The sequence below is a fragment of the Stenotrophomonas sp. PFBMAA-4 genome, assembly GCF_030053215.1.
GTDB lineage: Bacteria > Pseudomonadota > Gammaproteobacteria > Xanthomonadales > Xanthomonadaceae > Stenotrophomonas.
The window spans coordinates 104,786-117,091 of record NZ_JASGBW010000003.1; the positions used below are offsets into that span (position 1 = coordinate 104,786).

At 66.1% G+C, this 12,306-nt stretch carries 14 protein-coding genes and 1 tRNA gene; 8 read left to right on the forward strand and 7 right to left on the reverse strand.

The annotated features are described in order from the left end of the window. Positions 1-130: 130 nt before the first annotated feature. Together QMZ26_RS03070 and QMZ26_RS03075 are read left to right on the forward strand one after the other, a co-directional pair. The gene (locus QMZ26_RS03070) at positions 131-1,261 is read left to right on the forward strand and encodes a PAS domain-containing sensor histidine kinase (protein WP_283220629.1); all 1,131 of its coding nucleotides are present in this window, start codon (positions 131-133) and stop codon (positions 1,259-1,261) included. Beyond that, positions 1,254-1,613, forward strand: coding sequence for a response regulator (locus QMZ26_RS03075; RefSeq protein ID WP_108746572.1), 360 nt, complete (start codon positions 1,254-1,256; stop codon positions 1,611-1,613). Before QMZ26_RS03070 ends, QMZ26_RS03075 begins: the two co-directional genes overlap by 8 nt. Positions 1,614-1,691: 78 nt before the next feature. Here QMZ26_RS03075 and QMZ26_RS03080 read toward each other — a convergent pair whose 3' ends face one another. The 5 genes from QMZ26_RS03080 to QMZ26_RS03100 form a co-directional block, all read right to left on the reverse strand. Beyond that, positions 1,692-2,375, reverse strand: a complete 684-nt coding sequence (locus tag QMZ26_RS03080) for a MarC family protein (RefSeq protein WP_079225204.1) — start codon at positions 2,373-2,375, stop codon at positions 1,692-1,694. Between the two features lie 68 nt (positions 2,376-2,443). Beyond that, the gene (locus QMZ26_RS03085; protein WP_216822010.1) at positions 2,444-2,554 is read right to left on the reverse strand and encodes a DUF3827 domain-containing protein; all 111 of its coding nucleotides are present in this window, start codon (positions 2,552-2,554) and stop codon (positions 2,444-2,446) included. Positions 2,555-2,643: 89 nt separating this feature from the next. Continuing rightward, the gene (locus tag QMZ26_RS03090) at positions 2,644-2,766 is read right to left on the reverse strand and encodes a hypothetical protein (RefSeq protein WP_267911364.1); all 123 of its coding nucleotides are present in this window, start codon (positions 2,764-2,766) and stop codon (positions 2,644-2,646) included. A 531-nt stretch (positions 2,767-3,297) separates the two neighbouring features. After that, positions 3,298-3,840: a hypothetical protein gene (locus QMZ26_RS03095; protein ID WP_283220541.1), complete on the reverse strand. Its 543-nt coding sequence runs from the start codon at positions 3,838-3,840 to the stop codon at positions 3,298-3,300. Between the two features lie 135 nt (positions 3,841-3,975). Beyond that, positions 3,976-4,052: transfer RNA gene (locus QMZ26_RS03100), tRNA-Arg, on the reverse strand. Positions 4,053-4,167: 115 nt separating this feature from the next. Between QMZ26_RS03100 and QMZ26_RS03105 the strand changes: the two genes are divergently transcribed. The 6 genes from QMZ26_RS03105 (at position 4,168) to QMZ26_RS03130 (ending at position 10,066) form a co-directional block, all read left to right on the forward strand. Continuing rightward, positions 4,168-4,806, forward strand: coding sequence for a phosphatase PAP2 family protein (locus QMZ26_RS03105; RefSeq protein ID WP_283220542.1), 639 nt, complete (start codon positions 4,168-4,170; stop codon positions 4,804-4,806). 83 nt (positions 4,807-4,889) lie between these two features. Further along, entirely contained in the window at positions 4,890-5,243 is a 354-nt protein-coding gene (locus QMZ26_RS03110; RefSeq protein ID WP_283220543.1) for a hypothetical protein, read from the forward strand. Between the two features lie 80 nt (positions 5,244-5,323). Next, positions 5,324-6,433: a polysaccharide biosynthesis/export family protein gene (locus tag QMZ26_RS03115; RefSeq protein WP_283220544.1), complete on the forward strand. Its 1,110-nt coding sequence runs from the start codon at positions 5,324-5,326 to the stop codon at positions 6,431-6,433. 10 nt (positions 6,434-6,443) lie between these two features. After that, the gene (locus QMZ26_RS03120) at positions 6,444-7,115 is read left to right on the forward strand and encodes a YjbF family lipoprotein (RefSeq protein ID WP_283220545.1); all 672 of its coding nucleotides are present in this window, start codon (positions 6,444-6,446) and stop codon (positions 7,113-7,115) included. 3 nt (positions 7,116-7,118) lie between these two features. Then, on the forward strand, positions 7,119-7,871 hold the full coding sequence (locus QMZ26_RS03125) for a capsule biosynthesis GfcC family protein (RefSeq protein WP_283220546.1): 753 nt from the start codon (positions 7,119-7,121) through the stop codon (positions 7,869-7,871). Continuing rightward, entirely contained in the window at positions 7,871-10,066 is a 2,196-nt protein-coding gene (locus tag QMZ26_RS03130; RefSeq protein ID WP_283220547.1) for a YjbH domain-containing protein, read from the forward strand. The genes QMZ26_RS03125 and QMZ26_RS03130 overlap by 1 nt, the downstream gene beginning before the upstream one ends. A gap of 66 nt (positions 10,067-10,132) precedes the next feature. Here the strand turns inward: QMZ26_RS03130 and QMZ26_RS03135 are convergent, their stop codons facing one another. Next, positions 10,133-10,567: a low molecular weight protein-tyrosine-phosphatase gene (locus tag QMZ26_RS03135; protein WP_079225201.1), complete on the reverse strand. Its 435-nt coding sequence runs from the start codon at positions 10,565-10,567 to the stop codon at positions 10,133-10,135. A 115-nt stretch (positions 10,568-10,682) separates the two neighbouring features. After that, on the reverse strand, positions 10,683-12,140 hold the full coding sequence (locus QMZ26_RS03140) for an undecaprenyl-phosphate glucose phosphotransferase (protein ID WP_283220548.1): 1,458 nt from the start codon (positions 12,138-12,140) through the stop codon (positions 10,683-10,685). Positions 12,141-12,306 lie beyond the last annotated feature (166 nt).

Consider the following 12,306-nt stretch of genomic DNA (forward strand, 5'->3'; position numbering starts at 1 on the left):
CATTCAGCCGCATACGACCAATGGCACACGCACCGCGTGCACAAATCCTTCACGCTCGCCTGCCTACGGTCGCATCCCTTACAGGGGTATAACTGATTTCTACGTGGACGCTCTTGCTTCTACGCCTTCCGTGCTGACGGACACGTCCCGCCAACTACGATTGCTGATCGACAGCGTTCGTGACCATGCCCTGTACCTGCTTGACCCCCAGGGCATCGTCTGCAGCTGGAACCCGGGCGCCGAACGGATCAAGGGCTACCGTGCCGACGAAGTCATCGGCACCCACTTCAGCCGCTTCTACCTGGCCGATGAACGCGATGCCGGAGAACCGCAGCGGCTGCTTCACCTGGCTGCACAGAACGGCCACGTGGCCAGCGAGGGCTGGCGGGTACGCCGCGACGGCTCATCGTTCAGGGCCAGCATCGTCATTGAAGCGGTGCGCGAGAACGGCGAGCTGCTGGGCTTCGTCAAGATCACCCGCGACATCACCGAGCACTGGCAGGCCCAGCGCCTGCTGCGCGACGCCCAGCGGGCCCTGCGCCAGACCCAGCAGTTCGAGACCGTGGGCCGGCTCAGCCGCGGCCTCTCCCACGAGTTCAACAACCTGCTGACCACGGTTGGCAACGCACTGGACCTGTTGTCGCTGCGGCTTGGCAGCGATGCCCGCGCCGCCGAGCTGCTGGCCACCGCACAGGCCGCGACCGACCGTGGCTCGCTGCTGACCCGGCAGCTGCTGGCCTTCAGCACCGGCCAGACGCTGATCCGCGAGCCGCTGGACATCAACCAGCAGATCCGAGAATGGCTGCCCGGCCTGCGCAGCGCCTGCCCAACCGGCGTAACCGTGGAAGCCGACCTGGCCCCGGGCCTGCCCCTGCTCAGCACCGACCCGCTGCAGCTGCAGACCGCGCTTGCCAACCTGGTGGCCAACGCCGCCGAAGCCACCCTCGACGGTGGCCGCGTCCTGGTGGCCACCGCGCTGGAGCACCGCCTGGATCCGGACGCGGACACCGCGCTGCAGCGTCGATATGTGACACTAAGCGTCTGCGACGAGGGCCATGGCATGGCCCCGGACATCGCTGAACGGGCCACCGAGCCCTTCTTTACGACCAAGGACATCGGCAAGGGCAGCGGTCTGGGCCTGAGCCAGGTGTTCGGTTTTACTACCCAGAGCGGCGGCTTCGTTGATGTGTCCACCACGCCCGGTGTCGGCACCACGGTCAGCCTGCTGCTACCCGCAATGGAGGACCCTGCCCATGACTGATGACACGCTCCGCGTATTGATGGTGGAGGACCAGTCCGATCTGCGCGAGATGATCGGCCTGGCGCTGCGCGATTTCGGCATCGATGTGGCAACCACGTCCGACGGCCACGAAGCGGTCGCCCTGATGCAGGGCGGGGAGCGCTTCGACGTGGTGTTCAGCGACGTCAGCATGCCCAATGGCATGTCCGGCATCGAGCTGAGCGAACACGTGGCGCGCGACCAGCCGCACGCGCGGATGATCCTGTCGTCCGGCTATGCACGCTCGCAGCTGCCGCCGCTGCCCGACCAGGTGGAGTTCCTGCCCAAGCCTTACCGGCTGCGCCAGCTGGTGGAGTTGCTGCAACAGAGCTGAAGCATCCACGCATGGCGTGGATCTACTGGGCGATCACGCATGGCGTGGATCTACTGGGCGACCACGCATGGCCCGGGATCACCCCCCGAAGGTCTGCTGGTTCAGGTCCACCCAGCCGGTCCACATCAGCTGGATGCCGATGCACAGCAGCACGAACGCTACCAGCTGCTGCATGACCACCGCACCGGTCGGCCCCAGCCGGGCAACCAGCACGATCGAATTGCGCAGGATCAGGTAGATCACCGACACCACCAGCAGTGCCCCGCCCACGGCAACAACCACGCCGGACAGCAGGTGCAGCGGCGTCACTGATTCGACATGGGTGCCCAGGGTGATACAGGCGGCAATCGTGCCCGGCCCGGTGGTGAGCGGGAACGTGAGAGGAAAGAAGCTCTTGCGCTGCAGCTCGTGGTCGGCCATCGCCGAGGCCTGCTCTTCCGCCGCGCTGGGCGGATCGTCCACGCGCGCCCCCAGCATGCGCCACCCCGCAGCCGCCACCAGCAGGCCGCCACCGATGCGCACCACTGGCAGCGAGATGCCGAACAGCGACAGCACGTAAGTGCCGACCAGCATCGCCACCACGATCACGATGAAACTGTTGAAGGCAATCTGCCGGGCCAGGCGCTTGGCCACCTGCCGCCGGCCGCCCACGGTCGACACGAAGATCGACGCCGTGCTGAGCGGATTGATGATCGGCAACAGCGTGACCGGCACCAGGATCAGCTCACCGGCCACCGTAGCAAGCACATCGGGCAAAGGCATCATGCGCTCCGCTGGAATCGGGCCCTGCAGGGTCGAGCATGCTCGACTCTACAAAGGCCGGCCAAGCGTTACCAGTACTGGGTGACCAGGATCAGGGCGATGACCGCCGCGACCCCCGCCACGATCCACAGACCGTGCCGCTGGCGAAAACTGGGCTTGGGAGTGCCTGGGGTATTCATTGCACGCATCCAGAGTGGGGAATGTGCATCCACCCTGCTGCAGCGCTCGTGCAATGCACGTGCATGCAGCGCAGCCGCGACGTGAGGCCTCAGCCGACTTCGTCGCGCTCGCGGTCCACCCGCAGGCGGCTGACCCGCCAGCCCCCGTGCGAATTGAAGCGCCCGGTGTCACCGGTCAAGCCGTAGCGCAGGGCCAGCCAACCGGCCCGCACCGCCCCTACATGCCACTCGCGGACTTTCCTGTACGCATACCGAAAACGACGCGCTTGCATGGGCACACCCCAAGTGTGATGTTCATCACGAATTTCGGACAATAGCGCGAATTCATTTCCGCCGGAAGACAGCCCCGCCCTGCCGCCTTCAGCGCTTCCGGCGGCGCCATACCCGGTCGGCGACATGCACCAGGCCGAGCAGGCAGGCGAACACCAGCGCTACCTCACCGATGGCGAGCAACAGGTCCACGGGATACTCCGGCCGACGGGAATGCAGGCAGGCTACTGCCGTGGAAAAGACGGCCAACCTGTACTGCAGGGTCACCGTAAGCGCAAACAGGGTTCCCGTTCTGCAGTGTGATGCGCATTTCCGGCAATCGGGTGCGGATGAATGCGGGGACGGGCGGCGGAGCGTGGATGAGTCCGCCAGAACCGCGCAGATTTTTCCCGCTTCAGCGGGCCCTCCTGGCACGCGTAAACGGGCGGCCGGACTCCGCAGATCGGCGCACGGATGAAGTGCGAACGGGAATCTCAGCGAGCAAGGCCGCGCATCTTTTCATGGCGCGCGACAAGATCCTCGATCTCCATCGCATACAGCGCCGGAATGGTGGCAGCCAGAACGTCCACCTCGCCATCCGTAACGAGCACCGACTCACCCTGACGATTCACTCCCCATATCCGCCCGGCGTCACCGAGGACTTTGAAAACTGGCGCAATGCCTTCGATGCCAAAGTCATGGAGTTGTTCTGCCGCTGTGGCAATGCTCGCCCACCGGGGCAGATCTTCTGTGTCGAAGCCAAGCAGGACAACGCCACGCCAGAGTGTCCATGCAGCACAAACACTCCCTTCCTCCGGCTCGGGCCATGTTTCGTCGCGAGCTACGACAAGCAGTCCGTTGCTCCTGCCTGAGAAAGCGACGAACTCAACGGGCAATGGTGCGCCGACCAGGGCCTTGACGGCTTCCACCTCATCATCCGTCGGAGATCGGGCCGCAATCGCTTCGAAATCCGAACCATCCAGCGGGGATAGCGCAGACCATATCTGGCTGTGAAACGCTTCAATCGATCCCATCATCGCCTCACCGATGTCGCAGTCACTGGGAAACCAGCAGGGGCGTGACGGTACCCCGGGAAGGAAAACAGCGTGAAGACCGGGTCGTGTTACCTGATGCGAGCTACTGACTGCCGCGGAGGTTCGCCAAGTACGCATTGGTGACCCCGGCCCGATTCGAACGGGCGACCTTCCCCTTAGGAGGGGGACGCTCTATCCAGCTGAGCTACGGGGCCATTGGCAGCACGCAAGGATACCGCTTCTTGCTGAATGGACCAAGCCACGGGCAGCCGCCGAAACGGCCAACGCCGCTATCCTGTCCGCCCCACCCCGTTCCCGCACCGCCGCCACATGATGATCCTCTGGGAGAGCCTGTCCGCCATCGGCGACAGCCGCGCCCTGTTTCCCCTTGCCTTCGTCCTGGCACTGTTCGTACCGTCCACGCATCGCCGCCTGCAGTGGCGCTGGGCAGTGGCCATCGCCGTGGTGGCCAGCGCCACGCTGGCCAGCAAGATCGCCTTCATGGGCTGGGGGCTGGGCGTGGAGTCGCTGGATTTCACCGGCATCTCCGGCCATGCCGCGATGTCCAGCTCGCTCTATCCAGTGGTGTTCTGGCTGCTCGCCAGCGGCCGCAGCCCGCGCCCCTGGGCGTGGGCCATCGCGGGTGCTGCACTCGCCGTGGCGATCGCCTGGTCCAGAGTTCCGCTTGGGGCGCATTCGCTGTCGGAGATCATCATCGGACTCGGCCTGGGCATGACCGCATCCGCCTGCGTGCTGCGTGGCATTCGGGTGCCGGCGGGCGTGGTCGCCGCGCGCACCCACGCTGCGTTGCTGGCCATTGTCGCTGGCGTGACCGTGCCGATACTGATGGCTGACCTGCACACACATGACATGGTGAAGGCCACGGCGAAGGCGCTGTCCGGGCGCGAGCGGGCGCTGGAACGTGACGACCTGCGCAGTTATTCGTCGCCAATCAAACGCGATGAATGAGATGGCGTGCCCTAAACCTTGACAGCCAAGGTTCATCCACCGAACATACGGGTGGAATTTTCCCTGACGGAGCAGGCCTCCCCATGTTCAAGAAGACGATCGCAGTTGTGGCACTGGCGGCCTTTTCCGCCTCCCCTATGATGAGTTTCGCGCAGGAAGCGCAGGCTACCACCGGCGCAGAAACCTCCTCGGAAGCAGCCGCCGCTGAAGTCGCCGGCGCAGAAGCTGCGGGCGTCTCGACCGCTGCAGTGGTTGGTACCACCGTGATTGCTGTTGCTGCGGCTGCCGTGGCTTACAGCGTTGGTGGCGACAGCACCAGCGGCAGCAACGATGGCGGCGGCGGCACCGATCCGGGTGGCCCGGGCCCGGGCGGCCCCGGCACCGGCGGCACGGGTGGTACCGGTGGCACGGGTGGTACGGGCGGCACCGGCGGCTGATCGGCGCACTGCGTACCACACAGGCCCTCGCCGGGCGCGACCCGGCGGGGGTTTTTTATGCCTGCCAGAATCCCATTCTCATGAACAACACCACCCATCGTCTTCTTGCCGCTGCACTCACCGCACTGGCACTTTCCGGCTGCGCGCTTGCACCGGGCCAGCACCTGCGCCGCGGCGACGTTGCCGTTGACCGCCACAGCGGTGACGGGCAGCTGGAAATCGTCACCATCACTCCGAAGCTGATCGCCCAGGAGAATGCCGCGCGGGGGCAGAAATCGCTGCCGAACGCACTGTTCGACTACCAGCCGGAACCCTACAAGGTCGGCATCGGCGACATTCTCTATGTCACCGTCTGGGATCACCCGGAGCTGACCGTGCCGGCAGGCTCGCAGCAGGCAGGCGCGCTCGCCGGTCGCCTGGTGCAGAGCGATGGCACGTTGTTCTACCCCTATATCGGCAAAATCAAGGCCTCGGGCAAGTCGCCGATGGAAATCCGCGAAGAGATCAGCCGCCGCCTGGCCCAGTACGTGGAATCGCCGCAGGTGGACGTGTCCGTCCTGACCTACGGCAGCCAGCGCGTCTGGGTTACCGGTGCCGCCGAGCGGTCCTCGCCCATCGCACTGGGCACCTCGCCACTGACCCTGGCCGACGCCATCAGCCAGGCGGGACTGAACAGTGCCCAGGCCGACCTGTCGGGCATCCAGCTCAGCCGTGACGGCACCACCTACACCATCAACCTGGAATCCCTGGCCCGCCAGTTCGGCGGCCGCCAGCTGTTCCTCAAGGATGGCGACTCCATCTTCGTGCCCTACCTGGATCGCAAGGAGATCTTCGTGGTGGGCGAGGTGAACCTGCCGGGCGCCTACAGCTTCCGCACCGGCGATGTCTCGCTGAACCAGGCACTGGGCCGTGCACGCGGCCTCCTGCAGCAGACCGCCAACGGCAACGCCGTGTACGTCATCCGCGGCAGCACCGACCTGCTGCAGGAGCCGTCCATGGTCTACCAGCTGGAGGCGCGCTCGCCCACCGCATTCGCCGCCGGCAGCCAGTTCCACCTGCAGCCGGGCGACGTGGTGTTCGTCGGTGCCGCCGGCGTCAGCCGCTGGAACCGCTTCGTGAACCAGCTGCTGCCGTTCACCAGCATCCTGTACAACGCAGCGCGTACCGGAACCGAAGTCAGGGACAACTGATATGGCGCGCATGGACGCCGCCAGCCAGCGGCCGGCACACCGCGCGCTTGCCGCGCTGCTTCCCGCCGTCGTCGCCGCCCTGCTGTTCACCGGCTGCACCACCGGCAGCCGGTCCACGGCAGAAACCTTCCGGCTGATCACCCATCGCCCGGCCCAGGCTACCGCCGAGGGCGTGGCCAGCAACCGCTTCCCGCAGATGCAGGTGGACACACCTGACATCGTGGCCGTCGCCGTGCTGGGCTACGTCGATGGTGGCCGCCAGCAGTGGTATGCCGGCGCGCACGCCGTGTTCGAGCTGGACCGCCACGGCCTGCTGCTGGGAGGCAGCGGGCTGGGGCAGCAGTGGCGCGCGCGCATCGACGGCCCCTCGCCGTTCGACGACCTGCGCAGCGTGACCACGCCGGTGAAGGTACAGCGCCGCTATGACTGGGTTCCTGCGTACCAGGTCGACGTGGCCGTGACCGGCACCCTGAGCCGTGGCGCACTGGAGGAAGTGAACATCCTCGGCACGCGCCGCACCCTGCAGCGTTACGACGAACAACTGCAGGGCGGCATGCACGGCCGCAACGTCTACTGGGCCGATCCGGCCACCGGCTTCATCTGGAAGAGCCGCCAGCATCTGGCGCCCGGCCGTGTCGCGGAGCTGACCCAGCTCAAACCCTATCGCCCGGCCAAGGACTGAGCCATGACGTTTCGACTTTCCGGCCCGGTGATCATCGCCGCGTTGTTTGCAGCCAGCGCCGCCCAGGCAACCGAGGTGCGCATCGAAGGCGCGGCCGCGGCGGCCGGCACGCGTGAGCTGCCGGCCAACGCGCGCCTCGCCGACGCCCTGCTGCTGGCCCGCCCAAGCGCTGACGCCTACCTGCTGGGCACCAGCTTCGAGCGCCCGCAGGCCATGGAAGACCAGGTGCGTCTTCGCGCCGGCCTGCAGTACGGTGCCGGGCAGCTGGCAGAGGCCAGCGACACACAGCTCTCGGCCTTGGCACGGACGCTGCAGGGGTGGCTCGACGCACATCCGGCCACCGGGCGCATGCCCATCGCCAGTTCCGCGCGCCTGATCCAGGTCCAGCCCGCGAACAATCCGGTGCTCGCCAACGGCGATACGCTGCGCTTCCCGCAGCAGCCGCGCACGATCACCGTGATGGGCGCGGTCGGGCAGGCCTGCGTCCTGCCCCACGTCCCGCAGCGCGATGCACGCGACTACCTGCGTGACTGCCGGCCCAGCGCCCTCGCCGACCGCAATGACATCTTCGTGATCCAGCCCGACGGGCGGGTCCAGCAGCTGGGCATCGCCCTGTGGAATCGCGCCGATCCCCAGGCCATTGCTGCCGGCGGCACGCTGTTCGTGCCGCTGCGCGCCCCGCTCCTCAAGCGCCTCGATCCGCTGTTCAACAGCGACTTCGCCGCGTTCATCGCCACCCAGCCTGTCAGCCCGTGATGACCCAGCCCTGCACGCGCGCGCGCCTGGCGCGCCCCGCCCGTTTCGCGCTGAGCGCGCTTGCCCTGTCACTGTCCTGCGCACTGCATGCCCAGGAAGCGCCGCCGCCCACTGCCAACGAGTGGGGTGGCATCGGCCTGCTGCAGACGCCGACCGCACGGATGGCTGATGATGGCGACCTGAGCTTCACCGCGTCCTACAACTCGCCGTACGCGCGCTACAACCTGACGCTGCAGCCGTTCCCGTGGCTGGAGACCTCCTTCCGCTACATCAACGTCAACAACCTGTATTACGGGCGCAGCTACGCCGGCAACCAGCACTACAAGGACAAGTCGATCGACTTCAAGCTGCGGCTGTGGGAAGAGTCGCGCATGCTGCCGGAAGTGGCCTTCGGCGTGCGTGATCTCGGTGGCACCGGCTTCTTCTCCAGTGAGTACCTGGTCGCCAACAAGAATTTCGGTCCCATCGATGCATCGATCGGCCTGGCCACCGGCTACATCGGCAACCGTGGCGACTTCTCCAACCCGCTCGGCCTGATCGATGATCGATTCAAGGATCGGCGTCCAATTGGCACCAGCATCATCTCCCAGGCCGGCAAATTCGGCCTCAGCAACATGTTCAAGGGCCCGGTCGGCATCTTCGGCGGCATCACCTACCAGACGCCGATGGACGAACTGCTGCTGAAGGTCGAGTACGACGGCAACGACTATCGCCGCGAACCCCGCAACAACAACCTGCGCCAGCGTACGCCCATCAACGTGGGCTTGGTCTATGTCCCCAGCCCGAACGTCGAGCTGACCGCCGCCTGGGAGCGCGGTGACGCGGCGATGTTCTCGCTCACCCTGCGCGGCAACCCGGGCAACACGCCTGCCGCACCGAAGCCGTTCGACCCGCCGCCGCAGCGACTACTGCCCGCGACCGCCGTCGCCGAGCAGCGCGCAGCCGTCGCCAGCAGCGACGCCTCCGGTGCCGGCGACGCACCCGCCACCAGCACCGACTGGGCCGCGGTCACCGCCGAACTGCAGCGCAATGCCGGCTTCCGTGTCGAGCGTATTTCGCGCCGCGGCGACGAGCTGTACATCGACGGGTACCAGACCCGCTACCTGCATGCCGCCAAGGGCCTGGGGCGCGCCACGCGCATCCTTGCCAATGCGACCGGCGATGACTACGACTGGTTCACCCTGCGCACCACCCGCGTGGGCATGCCGATCGCCGATCTGTCGATCAACCGCGAAGCGTTCGCCGGCTACCTCGATGGCACGGTCAGCGAAGACGTCCTGCGCCGGAGCACGGAACTGCAGGCACCCGACGCGCGCGCGCGGGAGACGCTGTACAAGCCCAAGCGCAGCCCCTTCGGCGGCGGTTTCAACGTCGGCTACCGGCAGAACCTGGGCGGCCCCGATGGCTTCATCCTGTACCAGGTCGCAGCCAACTACACCGGCAGCCTGTTCCTGCGCGACAACATCTGGCTGACCGGCACCGTCAGCGCCGATATCACCAACAACTACCACAAGTTCAAGTACAACGCGCCCAGCCGCCTGCCGCGCGTGCGCACCGACATCCGCCAGTACCTGACCACCTCCGACGTGATGCTGCCCAACCTGCAGGCCAATATCGCCGGGCGACTGGCGCCGGACCTGTATGGCATTGCCTACGCCGGTTACCTGGAGTGGATGTATGCCGGCGTCGGCGGCGAACTGCTGTATCGCCCCAGTGGCGAGCGCTGGGCGGTGGGCGCCAACCTCAACCGGGTGCAGCAGCGCGACTACGACCAGCACTTTGGCCTGCGCGACTATCGCATCACCACCGGCCATGCCACGTTCTACTATGCGTTCGACGCCCAGCAGCGCGTCATCGGCTCGCTGTCGGTCGGCCAGTACCTGGCCGGCGACAAGGGTGCCACCCTGGACCTGGCCCGCGTGTTCGACAACGGCGTGACCATGGGCGCCTATGCGACCAAGACCAATGTCTCGGCACGCGACTTCGGCGAAGGCAGCTTCGACAAGGGCATCTACTTCAGCATTCCGCTCGACGGCTTCCTGCCACGCTCCACGCGCGGCCGTGCAGCCTTCAACTGGAACCCGCTGATCCGCGACGGTGGCGCCATGCTCGGCCGCAAGTATGGCCTGTACGGCATGACCGGTGACCGCGACGAGCGCTTCTTCTACGACAACCTGCGCAACGTCGGCGAATGAAAAAAGCCGGGGGCCTGACGGCTCCCGGCTTTCTGCCTGAAGCGCGCCTTCAGCAGGCGCGGGCACTCATAGGTAGCGGACCCAGCTCTTCACGCCTTCATCCATCAGCGTGTAGACGTGTTCGAATGCCGCCCGTTGCTGGCGATACGGATCGGGAATCTCGCGGTCGGACTGCCACTTGCCCAGCAGGAAGGTCTTGCCCGACGCCTCCGGCGCGATCTCGATGATGCGATGGACGTGCTTGCGTTCCATCACCAGCACCAGATCCGAGGCCCCCAGGATGCTGCGGTCGATCTGCCGCGCACGATGGCTGCTGCCATCCAGGCCATGCTCGGTCAACAGCGCCTGCGCGGTCGCATCCACGCCATGGTTGACCAGGGCCCCCAGGCCGGCCGAGGACACCGTGATGCCCTTGCCCTGCACTGCCTCACGCAGCATCACTTCAGCCGACGGACTACGGCAGATGTTGCCGACACACACAACCAGAATATTCTTGAACACGGACAACGGCTTCCATCAGTTCTTCGGTACATGAAACGCAGCGCCCGGCCGCTGCTGCAGACCGGGCGCTTCCACGCGGGCACGGCCGGCACATCGCCGGCGACAGCCTCGGTGCCTAGTATGCCGATTTCTGGCCCAGTACCTTGAAGGCCGTCATCACAATGATGCGCACATCCAGGGTCGGACTCCAGCGGCGGATGTAATCGATGTCGTACTGCACGCGCTTCTTCATCGAGCGCAGTTCGGGGGTTTCCCCGCGCAGCCCGTGCACCTGCGCCCAGCCGGTGATGCCCGGCTTCACGTAGTGGCGGTGCATGTAACGGTCGATCAGCCGCTCGTAATGGTTGTTGTGCTGCACGGCGTGCGGCCGCGGTCCCACCACCGACATGCTGCCACCCAGCACATTGAAGAACTGCGGCAGCTCATCCAGGCTGCTGCGGCGCAGGAAGGCGCCAAAGCGGGTGACACGCGGATCGTTGCGGGTGGCCTGGGTGATCTTGTCCGAGGAACCTTCCGCATGAACCCGCATCGAGCGGAACTTCAGCATCGAGAATTCCTTGCCCCCCAGGCCATGGCGGCGCTGGCGGAACAGCACCGGGCCAGGCGAGCTCAGCTTCACACCGATCGCCAGCACCGCAAACACCGGCGCCAGTGCAATCACTGCCAGCCCGGCGACAAGGATGTCCTCAACGCGCTTGGCCAGGCGGAAATTGTGGTCCGACAGCCCCTGGCGCACACCGATCATCGGCACGTTGCCGACCTGGTGCACGCCCGGATTCAGCGTGCCCCAGCCGGTGGTGTCAGGAATGAGCCGCACCGGCACCGGGAAGCGCTCGATCTGCTTCAGCATCGCCTTCATGTCACCGGCGTCGCCCGGGGTCATCGACACCCACAACTGGTCGAATTCACCGCGATGCTGGTCCATGTAGCGCGGCAGGTCACCCAGCGCACCCAGGCAGCGCGGCGCGTCGCCACCGCGACGGACCGCCAGATCGCCCTTGGCGGAGAAGTAGCCGATCACTTCCTTGCCCAGCTCGGGCTTGCCGCGCAGCAGGCGGTGCAGCTTCAGCCCGGAAGAGCGCAGGCCGACCAGCAGCACGCGCTCGCGATCCAGGCCGCGCGAACGCAGTCGATGCAACTGCACCCGCAGCGCCACGCGCGTGCCGATCATCAGCATCAGTCCCGCACCGAACCAGCCGAGCAGCCAGCGCGTAGGCACGGAACCTGCCATGTCGACAAGCACCGCATAGACCGAGAACAGCGCGAAGGACGCGGACCAGGCCAGGAACAGCACCCACAGATCGGTGATCAGGCCGCGCGCGCGCCAGTTGCGGTACACGGGCGCGATCATGAAACAGACCATCGCACTCAGCAGCAGCGCGCCGAATACGACACGCTGGGATGGGCCCGGCACGGCCGAACCATAAAACATGAGATGAGAGAGAACGGCGGTGAGCGGGACGACCGCAAGGTCGCCCAGGCGCAATGCCAGTTCAAGTGCAGCGCGGGCCTCTACGCGGCGGCGCGCCCGGCTGGGGTGGCTGGAAAGGCCTTCTACGGATCCATGTAGCACAAAACATCTCCTCAGACGATTCCGCGGATCCGGACATGATCCCCAGCAGCACCGATCTCCCCAGCCGGTGCACACATTTGATTGCGGTTTGATTGACTTCGTGCCGATTGTGTCCGAACTCCGTCACAAAAGATAGCCGCCATCTGGCAATCATTTGACGCGATCC